Source organism: Pseudosulfitobacter pseudonitzschiae, from assembly GCF_002222635.1.
GTDB classification, from domain to species: Bacteria; Pseudomonadota; Alphaproteobacteria; order Rhodobacterales; family Rhodobacteraceae; genus Pseudosulfitobacter; species Pseudosulfitobacter pseudonitzschiae_A.
The window spans coordinates 159,492-177,069 of record NZ_CP022417.1 but is presented as its reverse complement, the minus strand read 5'-3'; the positions used below and the strand labels follow the sequence as shown (position 1 = coordinate 177,069).

The following is a 17,578-nucleotide window of genomic DNA, read 5'->3' as shown; positions in this document are numbered from 1 at the left end:
TGCCCTACCGGTCTGGTGCCGAAAATTGGGGCGGGGTTTCTGGCGAGGAAGCGCGAAGCGCGCCCCTCTCCTGAAATCCTGCCTCCCGGCGAGGGCCGGGGGGGAACCGCCGCAATGGGAAAATCAAGCAGACAAGGGGGTGGTGCGGCCCGCAGCCGAAGGCGAGGACACGGCCCCGCAGGATGCGCAGCATTTTCTTGTTGCGGTGGGGGACCGGCGGTCCCCTAGACGGACGCGCCAAAGGCGCGGCCCAGGGATGCAGGGGGCGTTCGGGCAAGCCCCGAATCCCCCCTGCCAGTGTGATCGCCGCGCAAGCGCGGGGATCTCCGAACCTTCGTGATCAGAGCCCTCCATCCCTGCCCCGTCCCCTAGCCGGGGCAGGACCTTGCAGGCAACGAGCTGGACGCGCGCCAATATTGCGCAGGACAGCGAGGCGACCTGTGGTAAGGTCTGGCAAGTCAACCGCAATCGCGGCGTGGGGCTGTCGGCCCCCGCGCCTATCTGAATGCCTTTGAGACGGGTTCACAGATGCGGATGGGGATCAGCAATTGGCTGGCCTACTACAACGCTGAACGGCCTCACTCGACGCACGGTATATTGACCCCAGATGAAACCTATGCGAGCCAAACAGAACCGATGAGATTGGCAGCCTAAATGAAACCCTGATCCATCTTAGCAAGGCTGCAAACTGGTCTAAAATCTAGAACCACCTCTCTCTTTCGGGCAACGGTCTGTTGGCCGCGGTCACATTGGGATACGTCGCGGGCAGAGGTCAGCCCCACGCTATTTGACGAAATGCTACGTGCGCTCGGCTGTCATATCCAACGCGCGCAACCGCTGGATGACGGCATCGTCTACGCTGGCCACAAGCGCCTCGGGGAACCCGGTAGGCAGAGTCGCGGCGGTCACATCCAGCGCGGACTGGGCCCGCTCTGCAACTGTTTCGATGATCTGCATGGCACGCTTCCTAGACAGACCCGCACGCATGGCCGTCTGCACGAAATGGCGCCCGTGGATCTGATCGAAACGGTAGTGTCTGTTGTCGCCTGCGGACATCGCCATCTTCATCTGGCTGCGCCGGACAAGGCCCGCGTTCAGTGCAGGCTGCGCGGTCAGTATGTCATAAAGCGGCGTCATCCGGTAGCTGCCTCCGGGGCTCAGGAACACGCTGAAGTTCTTTGCATGGCCATCCGTTGCTCCGATGAGCCAGAAAATGACCTGCGCCTTCAAAAACGTCTCCTGGTCCGCGCCCGGTGTATCGCTGCCTTCAAGCAGGTTAAGGACGTCAACCATCCCTGGCCCGCCCTCGTTTTGATATTTAAGCGTCGGCGGCACGGATCGGGCCTGGCAGATATCCTCTTGCGGCAACCTCAGCAGGCGTCCGGTCTTGGTCCACCTGCGATCAAAACGCTCGATGACAAGCGCCTTTGTCCTGCCGAAAGTCTCGATCCTGGCCTCGTTCGTGGCCAACCCGAATGCCGCGACCAGTTTCAGGCAGTAGTATTCGTTCTCCACGCTGTCCGACAGATCAATACCGCCCGGCAGCTCTCCGATCTGCGTCTTGATGATGTGCGTCGTGGGGGTCGTGCCATGGGGTTTGAACCACTGCCCGTCCTTCAACAAAAGCGCTGTCTTTTCCTGGGCTCCGGCGATGGAAATTCGGAACGCGTCATCAGGGGCAAGCCCGAGGGGCGCGCGACCAAGCCCTTGAAGTATCCTTTCGATGGCGTCTGCGTCTACCGCTTCCCCCGTGATCTCACCACTGGCATCGGGCGCATCGCCATCGCCCGCGACAAATTGCAGGGCGCCCACGCAGTCATGCCCGATTTTCGAAAGCATGCTGTATGCATCCGTGCCACGGGCCCCTACCCGCTCTGCAACCAGCCGGCGCAGCCTGTCGGAATCCGGGAGCAGGTTTTCGAACACCACGGAAACCGGCTCGCCCCTATAGGATGTTTCGCGCAACGGCAGTGACAGCGAAATCGGAAAGCTGTGCGCCCAACGCAGCCAGTCGTCGTCATATTTGAATGCAATTGCGCCGTTGGCTTCGCGGATCAGGGTCCCGACCCGTCGATTGTTCAGGTACACGCGAAGAGGTGCATGGGCCGGTAGGCGCCCCATCAGAAGATGTCCTCGATGGTCTTGTCGCTGCCTTTCGTGCGCAGACCAACCCTCAATTCCAGATCCAATGCCGCCATGACAGCAAGGATGGATGGCAGCTTTGACGAGGTCTCTCCGATCTCGATTGTGGAGACTGTCGCCTGCCTCAGCCCTGCCCGCTCGGCCAGCATCGCCTGCGTCCAGCCACGCTTCTTGCGTTCGCGCAAGATGATGTTCCCAAGTTGCCGTGATGTGCGTGCCAGTTCATCCATATGACCCGACTACGCCACAGCGCATAAAATGTCCATATGCGCTATAGCGGGTAAATGGCGCTTATACGCCAAAACGTATATAACGCATTTATACGATCCTGCGTATGAAACGGTCTGCCGATACGACCCAATGCAATCACGAGGTTCCGAACGGTACGGCCTTTCCTTTATCCGGCCTCACGCCAGACCAAGGATCGTTTCGTCCAGCAACGTCATCAGATCGCCGAAATACCCTTCTGTCCGGGCGGGCAAGGTTGGATCGGACGTGATCGCCACGGCAAGATTCTTCTCGCGATGCGCTGCGATGATCTGTCCGCCATAGCCCCTTGCAAGCACATAGCCCGAAGGGGACAGGAACCAGCCATAGCCATACGACAGCCCCGACCAGGGCGACCGCGCGCGGGGCCGAAGCGACGCCTCGATCCAGGGCTTCGGCACAACCTGCACTCCATTGAACGCGCCGCCGTCCCGCACCATCGTCGCGATATCCAGCATCGCGGTCGGGCGCAGCGCCATCTCATTTCCGCCCAGGTAATAGCCCTGCGGGTCGCGCGTCCAGGCGGGAATCTCCATACCCATCGGATCGCCGATCCGTGCGCGCGCTTGCGCCAAAAGGCTCAGTCCGTTCGCCTCTGCCAGCGCTGCACCCAGGATGTGGGTCGAGCCTGTGGAATACAGCATCCGGCCTCCAGGTTCGGCGACCATCGGTCTGCTCAACGCATCGGAAAGCCAGTCGCGCGAATTCACCCAAGCCCCGTAATTCGCGCCCGAGGTCCGCTCAAGCCCTGCCCGCAGCGTCACCAGATCCTCCATCGAGATATCGGCCGCACCGGGCGTGGCATCGGCTGGCAGAATGCCGGGTGCCACCTCGCCAATCGTAGCGCTCACTGATCGCACTTCGTCCCGGTCGATCGCGACCCCCAAAAGCAGGGCAACGATGCTCTTGGAACAGGACTTGATGTTCGCTGGCCGATCCAGCCCCGGACCACGCGGCGCCTTGGCAAAGATCAGGTCATTGCCGCGCCGGATCTGAAGGGAATGCAGCTGCGACAGGTTCTGGACAGCTGCCGCCAGATCATCCGATTGGGCGCGAAGGACATGCGGCACCGCAAGCGGTGCGGCAGTCGCAAGCAGGAATGAGCGGCGATTCATCATGCCTCATAGGTTGGTACGCGCGGCAGCAAAGTCCACAGCGTGGGAGAATTCATTTGGAAGGAGCTGGTATTCCTCCCTCAGCCAGCCTCGTGATCGTCCTCCTGCCAGTCACAAATGCGCGGTTCGGGTCAGGTGGCCAAATCGCCAGAGATGGTGGCGGGTTGGCCTGCCACATTCCGACACCGCCTCCGACGCGGCGCTTTGTGGAGCATTACGTCCCGAAAACCGCCGCCCCTTACCATTCTCCATTATGTCCAATAAGTTTGCCTTATCGGACGTAAAAAGCTACGCTGAAAAACAGTTCAATGTCGTTTTAGTTTCATGGGTGGATTCGGCCGAAATCGCCTCTCTCGTCGAGGGAATTTCCATTTAATCGGTGGACGGGCCTCTTGCTCAATCTGTGGACTCGTTCTGCGCTGGCGTCAATCGTGCGCTTTCCTTTGCGGTTCCGCGCATCTCGACTTTGCGCCAGCCACGGCATAGGTGCCGCACGTCTGAACAGGATGCGGGCTGCCTCCGGCAGGTTCGCGCCGGGCACGAGTTTTGCGCCGAAGAGGTCGTGCAAGATCACCAGTGTCAGAGCACGCCAACGGACCGGCAAGTGTTGGAGCGGCGCGAGGCTGCCCACGGCCGCGCGGGCGTTATACGGGCAGTTCCATCCCGGTTCGTCGTACCAGAGCGCGAGAACCGGTCGGGCCGCGCCGCCCCGGTCGAGCGGTGCCCAGATGGTGCGAACTGCATGCTCGAGACAATCAAGACGACTCGGATCAGCTCTGACGATCCTACTGATCTGACGCTGGAGATCGAGGACCCCCGCAGCAAAACTCTCTTCCGAGGGGCTTCCGCCTCCCGCTCCCCTGCTGGTCAGAACGGCATCGCACTTACGACAGAAGGGGCGTAGCAAGTCGTTCAGCATGCGAAAGGAAGGCCGCAGCCGGCCGCGACAATCGGGGCAGCGATCAAGATGTATGTTCCGATGAGCCGGGCAAACCACCTGCTCCGCCAATCGCCAATCCGCCCGCAGATAGGCATCACGACCAGCAGCGACATCCGCATCGAAGCAGGCAAGACAAACCGGAACGGTCTCGTTCAGGAACCAGTCCCGCGGCCGATCGGGATAGCGGGAAGCCAGAGACCTGTGTCGGAGCCGCGCCGGATCGATCCTGCAGGCCTTTGCCCATAGCCTGAGTAACCCCATGTCCGGCGCCACATCGTCGACCTGCCGCAGGCCTTCAGTAGGCCTCCCCTGCCCCGCCAGGTACACCGTCAGTTCAAGGGGCTCGGAGCCGTAGCGGGCCGACACCCGCGCCATCCAGGACGAAAGCAGTTCGTCCGCGAACAGACGTGGCGCGACGGGCAGTCGGACCGAGGCCGTCATGCCCCGACCCGTTGCGGCACGCGCTTTCCCCGCCGCCGAACCGTCTGGGTCATCGAGACCAGCGGCAGCACCAGATTGTCGCCGAAACTATGCGCGTCGAGGCGTTCTTTGCCCGATTGGACGGCATCTTCCGTCGCCGTCTCGATCAGGCGGAAGATGCGCGCCGTTACACCGGAGGTCTGCTTATGAATCCGCTCTCGGGCCTCCCCGCTGATCAGATCGGAGGCGCTGCGCAAGGGCAGGATGCGCTCGAAGCTTTTCAGGAGCCCGGCGAAGGCGGCATCGTTTTGCCAGGGCTTGAGATGAAACGCTTCGAACCGCTCGGCCAGTTGTGCATCGGTCAGCAAGGCCTGGCGGGCCAGATCCGTCCCGGCACAAACCAATGGAATTCGCAGATCATTGGCCAGAAACCGGATCGCATTGAGAAAGATGCGCTGCTGCCGAAAGGTACCGGCCAGCATGCCGTTCACCTCGTCGAGAATGATCATCTTCGCGCCCACGGTCCGCAACAGCGACCGGCAGATATCCTTCTCGCGGGCGAGCGTACCGCCCACCATGGCCGGCGCACCCATGCTGGCCATGAGTTCGCGGTAGAGATCGCGCTCGATCGGTTCTGATGGCACCTGCGCGACAACCACCGGGCGATGGTCCACACCGGTCACCTGGCTGAACTTCGGCGGGTGATCACGTTCGAACTTGCGCACGATCTTGGTCTTTCCCATGCCAGTTTCGCCATAGATCAACAAGCACGGCATCCGGTCACGCGGCGGATAGGTCAGCAGATTCTCCAGACGTGCCAGGGCTGCCCCGGACTGCTCGAATCCAATCCAGCGGTCGGCCCGGATCCAGGCGATGCGCTCATCGTCCGGAAGCGCCGCGAACCGGCGGTACGCCGGATCGAGATGTGCAAATGCGTTGTCCTCGGTCACGACCATTCCTCAACATAGAAACCCGGGTGGTCCCTGAGCACATTCTCGTTTTCCTCCGGCTCCGGGTCGGCATCCTCGGCCTCGTAAGCCCTTACCCCATCAAGCGCTCGATCCCGTCGTTCGGAAAACCGCCTGGCTTCCCGTGTCTCGCTGGTGGCCGCATCCACCAGAGCCCGCTGTTCCTCGATCACCTCGAATATGAGCACTTCGTCCTCAAGCGCGCGTCCGCGCTCGCGCAGGATCGCCTGCGCGCGGCGATGCTCCGCAAGGGTGATCGACGGATGGCGCAGATCGGCGAACCGGACAGGATAGCGCTGACCATCAGGGGTCCGGACAAAGATCGTGGAAAGGTCACGTGGATCGTAGGCCACCCGCATTTGCCGGTCCTGCCGGCCTGCCCAGAGGCTGAGGATATCGTCCCAATACCGCAGGCCGAAGAGATGGATGCCATCGCGGCGCACCATGCGTTCCGTGCTCGGCAGGAAGTCGATCCGGAACCCCACCAGGTCGTAAGGCAGGCGCAAAGGTGCCCCGCGACGCCCATAGGCCTCGTTCCAGGCCGCAACTGGTGGAATCCCGAGCGAGCGGTGCCGTTCAGCATGATAACGGGTGATTTCCAGCGCCATCCAGTGCTCCAGCTCGTCGAGCGTCATCGCGGATTTCGCCACGGAATCGTAATCCCCACGGTCCTTGATGCTGCTGAAGGTCGATCCCGGCAGCAGGTGGACCGCCCCCATCATAGTGCCGATCAGACGCTCGATGTGACCACCGTAGTGCGGCGCACCGATCGGCCGGTACTGCAGCGAAATTCCGTGCTCTTCCGCACCCCGCTTCATAGCCTTCGAGCGGAATTCCTTGGCATTGTCGACGTGTATGGTCTCCGGCAAACCCTCCGCGGGCCAATCCGCGTCGATATCCAGGGCCTCCAACCAGTCGAATTTGGGCTGCACCAGGTGCTGAATGGCCAGTGCCACCGACAAGGCCGACGGCGGCTCCAGCGTCAGATAAAACCCCGCCACCATGCGGCTGGCGACGTCGATGGCGAGCGTCAGCCAGGGCCGTTGCAAAGGCTCCCGATGAACCCGGTCCACAACGATGACATCCACCAGCGTGTGATCGATTTGAACCACCTCATAGGCCCGTTCAACCTGATAGCTGCCCGGCACCGGGCGGTGGCGCTGGCGAGAGGCCTTAGCGCCCTCACGCGCAGCGGTGAGCTCTGCTGGATCCAGTGCCGCCACACGATCCCGCAACGTCGTCCAGCACGGCGCGCGCAGACCCCGCTGACTGCACCGCCTGCGTACCTCCTTTTGCAGGGCATTTATGCTGGGCTTCTGGCGTGATTTGAAGAAGTCCTCAATCGCCCCTGAAATCACCGCCTCAATCTCGTCCGGCAGCCGTCGACTGCCCGATGGCGATCCGGCGGAAGCCATCAGCAGTGAGCTGGTGACCGGGCGCGCCTTATAAGCACGGATCAATTCGTAAAGACGGGATCGCTTGAGACCAAGGTCTCGGCAGGCCTTGAGGAATTCGGTGCGGTTCGGGGTAGCCGTGCTCGCCAGCCGTCGGATCACCGCCTCTCGCGCAACTGCATGTTCCCAAGCGGCATCGTCGACGGCGTTGAAGTCTGAGCGATCCACCATGGTCAAAATCAACAAAAAGGTGTCATATGTCCGATATATGAAACTATAATCCGGAAATGAAACAAGAACGTGAATGTCATGATATTAACACGTTAGAGTCCACTAATGGAACAAGAACGACAATGGCCAAACTCCCGCCCCACACCGACACATCGCTTGCCCTGCCCGACCACGTCGCAGGCTCCGGCACCCTTGACCGGCTGGTGGACACCGCCCGCACCTATGCTCAGGCCGCGCTGTCCGAAAATACCCGCAAAGCCTATACCAAGGATTGGGCCCACTTCACCCGCTGGTGCCGCCTCAAGGGAACAGACCCCCTGCCCCCCGCGCCCGAACTCATCGGCCTCTACCTCACCGACCTTGCCGCCCCCACCGGCAACACCCCTGCCCTCAGCGTCTCGACCATCGAACGCAGACTGTCGGGGTTGGGCTGGAATTACGCCCAACGCGGTCTCTCCCTGAACCGAACAGACCGCCACATCGCCTCGGTGCTTGCCGGAATTAAACGCAAACACGCCCGCCCGCCGGTGCAAAAACACGCCATCCTGCGCGACGACATCATCGCAATGATCGCCACCCTGCCCTTTGACCTGCGCGGCCTGCGCGACCGTGCAATTCTGCTTATCGGTTACGCAGGCGGCCTGCGCCGTTCTGAAATCGTCAGCCTTGATGTGGCCAAGGATGACACACCCGATTCCGGCGGCTGGATCGAAATCCTTGATCAGGGCGCGCTGCTCACCCTCAACGCCAAAACCGGCTGGCGCGAGGTTGAAATCGGGCGCGGCTCGTCCGACCAGACCTGCCCCGTTCATGCGCTGGAACAATGGCTGCACTTCGCCAAGATCGACTTTGGCCCCGTCTTTGTGCGCACGTCCCGCAACGGCAAAACCGCCCGCCCCGACCGGCTTGGTGACAAACACGTCGCCCGACTGATCAAACAAACCGTGCTGGCTGCCGGAATTCGCAGCGACCTGCCCGAACGCGAACGGCTGGCGCTGTTTTCGGGCCACAGCCTGCGCGCCGGTCTGGCCTCGGGGGCCGAGGTCGACGAACGCTATGTGCAAAAACAGCTTGGCCATGCCTCGGCGGAAATGACCCGCCGGTATCAACGCCGCCGCGACCGGTTTCGCGTGAACCTGACCAAAGCGGCGGGGCTTTAATCTTCCGGAACCATCTCTGCCCAGAACGCCACGATCGCGTGATAGTTCAGCGCAGACATCCAGCCGTGCCGCTCGAAATCATCGCGTGCCGCGGCACTCTCCAACTGCGCCAGAAACAACCGCTTGTCCGCGTCGCGCTGCGTTGGTGTGCGTGCGCCCGCCAGATCCCGCACCCGCGCCAGTTTGACCCCGCGTTCGCTGGTGACAGGGCGCGGCGCATCCGCAGCCGTCGCCTTATAATCGTCGCGCAAGGCCGCCGTCAGATAGCTGACCGGATTTTGCACGCCCCCCTGCCCCGCCACATAGTCCAGCTTTTCGCTCACATGCACCGCGCCGTGTTCCGTCACCCATTGCCGCGCCAGACGGTCACTGACCCCCAGTTCGCGCAACTTGGCGTAAACCGGCGTGTTGCGCAGCCCTTCGCCGTCGTCCAGATCAAGGATCGCCAGCTGCGGATTCTCGGCAATGTGAAACCGTATCTCGACCACCTCGCGCCCGCGCTTGCGCACTTCGGGCGTCACCACAATGTTCGATGTTTTGTTCACCTCGGCCACGCTGGGTTTGATGATCTTGGCGTTCAGATGTTTGTAGCTTTGATAATAGGGGCTGTCGTCCACCCCCATCAGACGCCGGAACAGATCCAGCGACCACCACCCGGTGCTTTTGGTGCGCACGAACCGGTAACAGTTCTCGTACAGCGCCAGCGCATGACCGCTGGTGAACCGCCGCTGGATGTTCAGATTGATCAGCGCAAAAACCTTGGGATCGTTCAGCTTGGCTGCCAAAGCGGGCGAATAGGCATATTCACAAACCCCCGCCTTCAGCTTGGCATAGCTCAGCAAACTGGACACGCCCCATTCCTGCTGTCCCTTATCGTCCAGCATATCCCATTCGGCCACCGTCTCTGCCAGCCCGCGTAGAGACTGTTTTAGCGTGTCCATGTCGTTGGAATTGTACCCGATCATCATGCACAGCGTCCGCGCATCAATCAGATGGGTCTGCTGGTCTGTCAGCGTATCATAGGCGTTCAGCAACAACACATTCGACAGCTTGCGCTGCAAAAGGGTCAGCTTGCCCGACACATGAATTGCCGCCACATGCTTTTTCACCGCCCCGCGCCGCAATGCACCGGTCAGTTGGTCACGGGGGATGTCTTCGGTTCTACCTGCTCGTATGGCCAAAGGTTTGATTCCTTCTTGTGCCGCCTGCCACACTATCGCCCGTAACAGTACCCATCGACAAGCCCTTTCTGGATACCTTAGCTGCGACGGGTTCCCTTGGTCCGCCACAGTCTATAGGTACCCGTTTACGGGCCTTGCCCTATATGGACGCCGGGCGATTCCCGCATATGTGACCCTAAACAGGCCAATACCGTGGTCGGATACCCCAAAACCCGCGAATCGCTCCCCTTAATCCCGTATGCGGGTACCCTTGGACCTGTTTTCAGGTCCGCTTGATCCCGTATTCGGGCACCCAAATCCCGTCATCAGACTGAAACCAAAGAGTTATTCTAGGGTAAAGATTCTAAATATCTAAAAGATTCTACAACTATCTGTGCCGTTCTTTTCTTGATTTATAGGGACAAAGCCTTGGCGGCAAAGTTACGATTCACTTCGGGCCGGTGATGTGCGATGATATGTGTAACATCGCGCAAACTTGCATACATCCGAGGGTTCATGACAAATTCAGGCAAGCCGACCCCACCCCCCTATTTCAACATTGATCCGGCAGCGGCAGCATCGCGTCTCTCCGACCCTATCGACACGCTGCGATTCGCAAAAGCGGCGACATTCGCAGCCAAGGGTCGCGACGATCTGGCCAAGCGCGGATATTCCCCCGACGGGCGCAAACGGCTGCGCAAATTCTCGACATGGGAAGTCTGCCGCTATCTGCTCGACATCGCGCCCGCCCATTTGCGCCGTGTGTTAAAAGCCCACGCGGATCTGCCCCAAGGCACCGGCGAAGGCAATTCCAAGTGGTTCACCCTTGAAGAAGTGCTTGCCTTACGCGAACACTTTGCCAGCGAAGGATCGGCATCCAAACAATACAAATCCTTCCGCCCCAAGGGCCAGCCCGCCAAGGTCATCGCCGTCGCCAATTTCAAGGGCGGCGTAGGCAAAACCAGCACCGCCGCGCATCTGGCCATGTCTGCCGCACTTGACGGCTATCGCGTGCTGGTGATCGACCTCGACAGTCAGGGCTCCATGACCTCGATTATGGGCGGCAAGGTCGAAGACGAATGGCAAACCGCCTTTCCCCTGCTGGCCCGCGACTATGCCCGCCACGTTCAGGCCGAGAATGCGAACCGTCGTGCGGCAGGCAGCACCGAACTGCCGCTTGACGAAACCTTAACCGAAAGCCTCGAGGTTTCGCCGCGAAACCTGATCCAGCCGACCCACTGGCCGAACATTGATCTGATCGGCGCGCAGCTCAACCTGTACTGGGCCGAATTTCAGGTGCCGGTCTGGCGGATGCAGTTGCGGTCATGGCCGCTGTGGGATGCGCTGACCAACGCGCTGCAATCTGACGAGATACTAAAGGACTACGACATCATCCTGCTCGATACGCCCCCTGCGCTTGGTTATCTGACCATCAACGCCCTGTCCGCCGCTGACATCCTTCTGGTGCCGCTGGGGGCGTCGTTTCTGGAATTTGATTCCACGGGCCGGTTTTTCGACATGCTCTATTCCACCTTCGCCAGCATCGAAGAGGGCGAAAACCGCCTGCGTCGTCAGGACGGGATGCCCGAGATGAAATTCGAATGGGACGCCGTACGCGCCCTGATCACCCGTTTTGACGCGGCCCAGCAGACCGATCTAGCGAATGTGATTCAGGCCTATTTTGGCGACTTTATGACCACCTATCGGCAGGAACTGACCGCGATGGTCGGGCAGGCCGGCGAACAGGTGAACGGTATTTACGAGGCAGACTACCGCGAGTTTAATCGCGACACCTATGTTCGGGGGCGCGAGACGTTTGACCGGACTTGGGCCGAGATCAAGGAAATCCTTCTTGGGACCTGGTGGCGCGACATGCAGATGGAGGGGCATGAAGATGGCAAAGCGTAGACGGCTGGAGGCACCCAGCACCGATGATCTGAGTAGGATCGAAGAGGAGTTTCGCCGCGAAACCTCGCCCCGGAAATCGGGCGCGCCCATCGCGCAGGTCGCGGCAGACAGCACCGATGCGATGGTGGCAGGCGCACAGGCCCGCGATATGTCGGACGCGCAGGCGATGCGAACGGCGCGGGAAAAGGGGCTGGTGATCCTCGAAATTCCGCTGGCCCAGATTCAAGCCGACGCGATGATCCGCGACCGCACAGTGCTGATCGCGGAAGAAATGACCGAACTTCAGGATTCCATTGCGCTGAACGGATTGCGGCTGCCGATCGAGGTTTTTGCCCTGCCAGATCCACAGCCTGACGGGCCCAGATTCGGCGTGCTGTCCGGCTATCGCCGTCTCAAGGCGGTGCAGCATTTGTATGATCTGACCGAGCAGGAAAAACACGCCACCATCCGCGCCATTCTGCGTGACCCCGACCAGATGGGCGGGGCCTTTGCCGCGATGATCGAAGAGAACGAAATTCGCGCCTCGCTCAGCCATTTTGAACGGGGCCGGATCGTTGTGATCGCGGTGCAACAGGGGTCGTTCATCAACGTCGAAGAGGCGGTGAACGCGTTGTTCCCTTCGGCGTCCAAAGCGAAGCGAAGCAAGATCCGGTCCTTTGCTCTGATCTTTGAAGAGCTGGGGGACATGCTGAAATTTCCCGAGACCCTGAAAGAAAAAGAAGGGCTGCGGCTGGCGCAGGTGTTGCGGCAGGGCGGCGAAGGGCGGCTGCGCGAGGTTCTGGCCTCGGAAGATCCGGCGACGGCGGCCAGCGAGGCAGAGTTGCTGAAGCTGGCGCTGGACGAATTTGACGACAAGCCCAAGGACACGCGGCGGGGTGGGCGGCCTTCGGCGAAATTGCCGTCGTCCGGATGGCAGGACAAGCGGACGCTGACCCTGTCGAGCGGGATCACCTTGCAGCGGGATGAGGATACGCGGGGCTATCTGATCCGGTTGTCGGGGCGGGCGGTGACGTCTGATCTGATTGATTCCGTGATGGTCGAGTTGCAGCATCTTTTGGAAAAACCCTGAGGTTTCGCCGCGAAACCTGTGCCAGGTCGGCTAGGGCAGGGGCCTTGCCCGACCTGCGCCGCCCGAAATGCTGCTTTGTAAATATTAATATATAAGCTACAGATCGTGCGCTGCCTTAACCTGTGACCCAGAAAGACCACTATGACCGACGATACCAGCACCATGACCGCAGGCGCCGCCCTTTTGTCGCGGATGGCGACCCTGGGCGTGGACTATATATTTGCCAATTCCGGCACCGACTTTCCGCCGGTGATCGAGGGGCTGTCAGAGGCCGAGGCGGCTGGCATCGCCCTGCCCGAGACTGTGACCGTACCCTTTGAAAGTGCCGCCGTTGCGATGGCACATGGCTATACTTTGGCCACGGGGCGGCCACAGGCGGTGATGGTGCATACCAATGTCGGGCTGGCCAACGCGGCGATGGGCGCGATCAATGCGGCCTGCGACAATATCCCGATGTTGCTGATGTCGGGGCGCACGCCGACGGTGGAAAAGGGCCGGTTGGGCGCGCGGACGGTGCCGATTGGCTGGGGTCAAGAAATGCTGGACCAGTCGAGCCTGATCCGCGAGGCCTGCAAATGGGATTACGAGCTGCGCTTTCCCGAGCAGATTTTTGATGTGATGGACCGCGCCCACGGCATTGCGACATCCACGCCCAAAGGGCCCGTTTATGTCAGCCTGCCGCGCGAAGTGTTAAGCGAGACGATCCCCGCCAAAGGGGCTGCGCGACGACCGCAGATGGCGGGTGTGCAAGTGCAAGTGGTCGATACCCAGATGGCACAGGTGGCCGAGGTTCTGGCCAATGCGACGCATCCGGTGATTTTTGCCCAGCACGGGGCGGGCAGTGCCGCTGCCTTTGATGCGCTGTCGCGACTGGCCGCGCGGTGGGGTATTCCGGTCTGCCAATATTGGGCGGTAGAGCTGGCGCTGCCGACGACGCACCCGATGGCGGCGGGGCCGGATCCGCGTGCCTTGCTGGAACGGGCGGATGTGGTTCTGTGTCTTGATGTGCTGGCACCGTGGTCGCCAAATCAGGTTGAGCCGCTGGACGACGCGCTGGTCATCCAGATTGGCCCACGCCCGTTGCAAGAACGTTCGGGTGTACGGAATTTCCGCTGTGATCTGGGCGTGACGAGCGAGGTTGCACCGGCCATACTGGCGCTGGAGGCCGCGCTTGATCTGTTGTGGGACGCGCAGGCGGACCGCGTGACCCAGCGTGCCAAGACCTGTGCCAAGGCGCACGGGCAAGAGCAGCGCAAGCGGTTTGATGCCGCACTTGCCACCCGCGACGGGGCGGCGCTGACAAAAAGCTGGATCAGTCACGCATTGGCCCGAAGTATTGCGGGCGTGGATGCGGCGGTGTTTTCCGAACTGGGCTGCCAGTTGCCGTTCATGCAGCTTGCGCGGCATCAAAGCTGGTTTGACGGGCCACATGCGGGGGGGCTTGGCTGGGGATTTCCGGCGGCGATGGGGTTTGCGCTGGCGCAGCCAGACAAGACCGTGATCGCGACGATGGGCGACGGTTCGTATATGTTTGCCAATCCTGTCGCCTGCCACCAGATCGCCGAGGCGCTGGGGCTTTCGCTGATTGTGATTGTGCTGAACAATGCCGAATGGGGGGCGGTGCGCAGTTCGGTTGTTGATATTTACCCCGACGGCCATGCGGCGCGCGCCAATGCGGTGCCGCTGACCGATCTGTCTCCCAGCCCCGATTTTGTGAAGGTGGCCGAGGCCAGTCGTGCATGGGCGCGCCATGTCAGCGATGCGGACGGGTTCGAGGCGGCACTGGCCGAGGCACAGGCCCATGTGACGGCCAAGCGCGGACTGGCGTTGATCGAGGTGGCGATCGGCAAAAGCTGACCGGGGATTCGAGAAGGTGCGCACCTCGGGTATCGTGGCAGAGAAACTGCGGGCCTATGGCGTGGAGATTGATGTGAACCTGCGAAACCCTGCCTTTGTGCTGGATGACGCGATTTTGCCGGTGGGCGCGTCGATCTATGCGCGGATCGTGGAAACCCGCCTGCCCAAAGCCTGAGACCGGCCGACTATATATATGCAACAAAAAACCGGCGCAGTGCAGCCGGACGGGGCAGGGGAGGGCGATTCCCGCGAATCCGGCAAAATCGCCCGCGACTCTGTGCAGACTCGGCCCAGAGTCGGGCGGTGAATCAGGATTTAAGGCCCGATTTGGTGAAATCGCAGCGGATTTTGCGGTGGCTGGCCGGTGACCCCGAACAGGTTCACCAATTTAATCTACGCTACGTCCTTGTTTATAAACGATAATTCGTAAGCCTTCAGAAAACGTTCATAATGTTAAAAAAAGGGGTTGCGGGTTTTGGGTGTTAGACTTAGAACCCCCTTCACCGGCGGCGCAGTGATGCATCGGCGGGGCGCCAGAGAGGCCGGAGCGGAGACGCGGTGGTTTTGAGGCGGAACGAAAAACAGAGATAGAGCAGGCGGGGCGCGCCAAGAAGTTAGGGCGCATCACGGTTTGTTTTTGTCTCTACGCTCTTTGAAATTGATAATATCTGAAGAGATATGTGGGCGGTTTGGTTCATTCGATGGATCAACGTCTGTATATCGCGCTCTTAGGGAATGGGTTTAGGCTCGCTACCGATTATAGAGTGTCAGCTTCACTGTTTGGACGGCCTTCGGTTACTTTGGTAACTGAAAGCACAACAAACAGAAAAGACGCCTGTATCATTCAGTAAGTGATGCAGGTCGATGTGCAGAGGTTCGACGTCAAGGATAAGCAAGCAATTGCTTTTCAACTTGAGAGTTTGATCCTGGCTCAGAACGAACGCTGGCGGCAGGCCTAACACATGCAAGTCGAGCGCACCCTTCGGGGCGAGCGGCGGACGGGTTAGTAACGCGTGGGAATGTACCCTTCTCTATGGAATAGCCTCGGGAAACTGAGAGTAATACCATATACGCCCTTCGGGGGAAAGATTTATCGGAGAAGGATCAGCCCGCGTAAGATTAGATAGTTGGTGGGGTAATGGCCTACCAAGTCTACGATCTTTAGCTGGTTTTAGAGGATGATCAGCAACACTGGGACTGAGACACGGCCCAGACTCCTACGGGAGGCAGCAGTGGGGAATCTTAGACAATGGGCGCAAGCCTGATCTAGCCATGCCGCGTGTGTGATGAAGGCCTTAGGGTCGTAAAGCACTTTCGCCAGGGATGATAATGACAGTACCTGGTAAAGAAACCCCGGCTAACTCCGTGCCAGCAGCCGCGGTAATACGGAGGGGGTTAGCGTTGTTCGGAATTACTGGGCGTAAAGCGCACGTAGGCGGATCAGAAAGTTGGGGGTGAAATCCCAGGGCTCAACCCTGGAACTGCCTCCAAAACTCCTGGTCTTGAGTTCGAGAGAGGTGAGTGGAATTCCGAGTGTAGAGGTGAAATTCGTAGATATTCGGAGGAACACCAGTGGCGAAGGCGGCTCACTGGCTCGATACTGACGCTGAGGTGCGAAAGTGTGGGGAGCAAACAGGATTAGATACCCTGGTAGTCCACACCGTAAACGATGAATGCCAGTCGTCGGGCAGTATACTGTTCGGTGACACACCTAACGGATTAAGCATTCCGCCTGGGGAGTACGGTCGCAAGATTAAAACTCAAAGGAATTGACGGGGGCCCGCACAAGCGGTGGAGCATGTGGTTTAATTCGAAGCAACGCGCAGAACCTTACCAACCCTTGACATGCCTGGACAATCCCAGAGATGGGACTTTCCTTCGGGACCAGTGCACAGGTGCTGCATGGCTGTCGTCAGCTCGTGTCGTGAGATGTTCGGTTAAGTCCGGCAACGAGCGCAACCCACATCTTTAGTTGCCAGCAGTTCGGCTGGGCACTCTAAAGAAACTGCCCGTGATAAGCGGGAGGAAGGTGTGGATGACGTCAAGTCCTCATGGCCCTTACGGGTTGGGCTACACACGTGCTACAATGGCATCTACAGTGGGTTAATCCCCAAAAGATGTCTCAGTTCGGATTGGGGTCTGCAACTCGACCCCATGAAGTCGGAATCGCTAGTAATCGCGTAACAGCATGACGCGGTGAATACGTTCCCGGGCCTTGTACACACCGCCCGTCACACCATGGGAGTTGGTTCTACCCGACGGCCGTGCGCCAACCTTTCGAGGAGGCAGCGGACCACGGTAGGATCAGCGACTGGGGTGAAGTCGTAACAAGGTAGCCGTAGGGGAACCTGCGGCTGGATCACCTCCTTTCTAAGGATGTTTCTAGCAGATTTTAAGTGATGCCAACGCGCTCAAGTAGCGAAGCGGTAGCGCATAAAGCTCGTGAAACACTTAGCAGGACAGCAAACAAAGCTGTCCATATTTAGGGCATCGCAAGATGACCCTTCGGACCGAGCCGTCCTCATATCTCTTCAGGAAAACGCGGCAGCAGCCGTTACCGGCAGCTGTCAGGTGACATAACCACTGAGTGCTGCTTACGGGCATTGCTTCGCAATACCCTGTCGCACACGGGTTTTGTTTTGCACGCAAAATGAAAACCGGGTCGGTAGCTCAGGTGGTTAGAGCGCACGCCTGATAAGCGTGAGGTCGGAGGTTCAAGTCCTCCTCGACCCACCAGTATCCCGCAAGGGGTTAGATGGGGCCTTAGCTCAGCTGGGAGAGCGCCTGATTTGCATTCAGGAGGTCAGGAGTTCGATCCTCCTAGGCTCCACCAAGTCTCTTTCGAAGAAAGGGACGTAGGTCTGGGAATTGCTACGCAGCAGCAATCAGAAGACCATTACTTAGTAGAACATATCTTCGAGCATTCTGTGAATGTTCGAACGTCTGT

General features: G+C 60.0%; 12 protein-coding genes, 2 tRNA genes, 1 rRNA gene and 1 pseudogene. 9 read left to right on the top strand and 7 right to left on the bottom strand.

Translation table 11 applies throughout. From position 1 onward, the window contains the following. Nucleotides 1–498: 498 nt before the first annotated feature. A pseudogene (locus SULPSESMR1_RS25600) lies at nucleotides 499–654 on the top strand (integrase core domain-containing protein); the annotation flags it as partial. Between the two features lie 144 nt (nucleotides 655–798). On the opposite strand, the gene SULPSESMR1_RS20365 reads toward SULPSESMR1_RS25600, so the two are convergent. From SULPSESMR1_RS20365 to SULPSESMR1_RS20340, 6 genes are all read right to left on the bottom strand, one after another. Beyond that, nucleotides 799–2,121, bottom strand: coding sequence for a type II toxin-antitoxin system HipA family toxin (locus SULPSESMR1_RS20365; protein ID WP_089422465.1), 1,323 nt, complete (start codon nucleotides 2,119–2,121; stop codon nucleotides 799–801). Next, nucleotides 2,121–2,372, bottom strand: coding sequence for a helix-turn-helix domain-containing protein (locus SULPSESMR1_RS20360; RefSeq protein ID WP_089422464.1), 252 nt, complete (start codon nucleotides 2,370–2,372; stop codon nucleotides 2,121–2,123). The genes SULPSESMR1_RS20365 and SULPSESMR1_RS20360 overlap by 1 nt, the downstream gene beginning before the upstream one ends. Before the next feature lie 177 nt (nucleotides 2,373–2,549). Continuing rightward, nucleotides 2,550–3,527, bottom strand: a complete 978-nt coding sequence (locus SULPSESMR1_RS20355; protein ID WP_089422463.1) for a serine hydrolase domain-containing protein — start codon at nucleotides 3,525–3,527, stop codon at nucleotides 2,550–2,552. A 319-nt stretch (nucleotides 3,528–3,846) separates the two neighbouring features. Further along, the gene (locus tag SULPSESMR1_RS20350; protein WP_089422885.1) at nucleotides 3,847–4,905 is read right to left on the bottom strand and encodes a TniQ family protein; all 1,059 of its coding nucleotides are present in this window, start codon (nucleotides 4,903–4,905) and stop codon (nucleotides 3,847–3,849) included. Further along, nucleotides 4,902–5,840 (bottom strand): TniB family NTP-binding protein, encoded by a 939-nt coding sequence (locus tag SULPSESMR1_RS20345; protein ID WP_089422884.1) that lies wholly within the window; start codon nucleotides 5,838–5,840, stop codon nucleotides 4,902–4,904. Before SULPSESMR1_RS20345 ends, SULPSESMR1_RS20350 begins: the two co-directional genes overlap by 4 nt. After that, nucleotides 5,831–7,492, bottom strand: coding sequence for a transposase family protein (locus SULPSESMR1_RS20340; RefSeq protein ID WP_240311299.1), 1,662 nt, complete (start codon nucleotides 7,490–7,492; stop codon nucleotides 5,831–5,833). Before SULPSESMR1_RS20340 ends, SULPSESMR1_RS20345 begins: the two co-directional genes overlap by 10 nt. Before the next feature lie 107 nt (nucleotides 7,493–7,599). Here SULPSESMR1_RS20340 and SULPSESMR1_RS20335 point away from each other — a divergent pair, with 107 nt between their 5' ends. Further along, the gene (locus SULPSESMR1_RS20335; protein ID WP_240311298.1) at nucleotides 7,600–8,637 is read left to right on the top strand and encodes a tyrosine-type recombinase/integrase; all 1,038 of its coding nucleotides are present in this window, start codon (nucleotides 7,600–7,602) and stop codon (nucleotides 8,635–8,637) included. Here the strand turns inward: SULPSESMR1_RS20335 and SULPSESMR1_RS20330 are convergent. Next, nucleotides 8,634–9,818, bottom strand: coding sequence for a replication initiation protein (locus tag SULPSESMR1_RS20330; RefSeq protein WP_240311297.1), 1,185 nt, complete (start codon nucleotides 9,816–9,818; stop codon nucleotides 8,634–8,636). The genes SULPSESMR1_RS20335 and SULPSESMR1_RS20330 overlap by 4 nt on opposite strands. 495 nt (nucleotides 9,819–10,313) lie before the next feature. Between SULPSESMR1_RS20330 and SULPSESMR1_RS20325 the strand changes: the two genes are divergently transcribed. The 7 genes from SULPSESMR1_RS20325 to SULPSESMR1_RS20300 all read left to right on the top strand — a co-directional run bounded on the left by SULPSESMR1_RS20325 (nucleotide 10,314) and on the right by SULPSESMR1_RS20300 (nucleotide 17,464). Next, nucleotides 10,314–11,705, top strand: coding sequence for an AAA family ATPase (locus SULPSESMR1_RS20325; protein ID WP_089422882.1), 1,392 nt, complete (start codon nucleotides 10,314–10,316; stop codon nucleotides 11,703–11,705). After that, nucleotides 11,692–12,774, top strand: a complete 1,083-nt coding sequence (locus tag SULPSESMR1_RS20320; RefSeq protein WP_089422990.1) for a ParB/RepB/Spo0J family partition protein — start codon at nucleotides 11,692–11,694, stop codon at nucleotides 12,772–12,774. The genes SULPSESMR1_RS20325 and SULPSESMR1_RS20320 overlap by 14 nt, the downstream gene beginning before the upstream one ends. 141 nt (nucleotides 12,775–12,915) lie before the next feature. Further along, a complete protein-coding gene (locus tag SULPSESMR1_RS20315) occupies nucleotides 12,916–14,631 on the top strand; it encodes a thiamine pyrophosphate-requiring protein (protein WP_089422881.1) in 1,716 nt (571 codons plus the stop codon). Nucleotides 14,632–14,647: 16 nt separating this feature from the next. Further along, complete coding sequence (locus SULPSESMR1_RS25075; RefSeq protein WP_157729067.1) at nucleotides 14,648–14,806, top strand: hypothetical protein; 159 nt, start codon at nucleotides 14,648–14,650, stop codon at nucleotides 14,804–14,806. Between the two features lie 733 nt (nucleotides 14,807–15,539). Continuing rightward, nucleotides 15,540–17,001: ribosomal RNA gene (locus SULPSESMR1_RS20310) — 16S ribosomal RNA — on the top strand. A 289-nt stretch (nucleotides 17,002–17,290) separates the two neighbouring features. Further along, a tRNA-Ile gene (locus tag SULPSESMR1_RS20305) sits at nucleotides 17,291–17,367 on the top strand. A gap of 21 nt (nucleotides 17,368–17,388) precedes the next feature. Next, nucleotides 17,389–17,464: transfer RNA gene (locus SULPSESMR1_RS20300), tRNA-Ala, on the top strand. Nucleotides 17,465–17,578 lie beyond the last annotated feature (114 nt).

Excerpts from the sequence above, each read along its gene's own strand:
- SULPSESMR1_RS20365 (WP_089422465.1), bottom strand. The coding sequence starts at position 2,121 with ATGGGGCGCCTACCGGCCCATGCACCTCTTCGCGTGTACCTGAACAAT.
- SULPSESMR1_RS20360 (WP_089422464.1), bottom strand. The coding sequence starts at position 2,372 with ATGGATGAACTGGCACGCACATCACGGCAACTTGGGAACATCATCTTG.
- SULPSESMR1_RS20355 (WP_089422463.1), bottom strand. The coding sequence starts at position 3,527 with ATGATGAATCGCCGCTCATTCCTGCTTGCGACTGCCGCACCGCTTGCG.
- SULPSESMR1_RS20350 (WP_089422885.1), bottom strand. The coding sequence starts at position 4,905 with ATGACGGCCTCGGTCCGACTGCCCGTCGCGCCACGTCTGTTCGCGGAC.
- SULPSESMR1_RS20345 (WP_089422884.1), bottom strand. The coding sequence starts at position 5,840 with ATGGTCGTGACCGAGGACAACGCATTTGCACATCTCGATCCGGCGTAC.
- SULPSESMR1_RS20335 (WP_240311298.1), top strand. The coding sequence starts at position 7,600 with ATGGCCAAACTCCCGCCCCACACCGACACATCGCTTGCCCTGCCCGAC.
- SULPSESMR1_RS20325 (WP_089422882.1), top strand. The coding sequence starts at position 10,314 with ATGACAAATTCAGGCAAGCCGACCCCACCCCCCTATTTCAACATTGAT.
- SULPSESMR1_RS20320 (WP_089422990.1), top strand. The coding sequence starts at position 11,692 with ATGGCAAAGCGTAGACGGCTGGAGGCACCCAGCACCGATGATCTGAGT.
- SULPSESMR1_RS20315 (WP_089422881.1), top strand. The coding sequence starts at position 12,916 with ATGACCGACGATACCAGCACCATGACCGCAGGCGCCGCCCTTTTGTCG.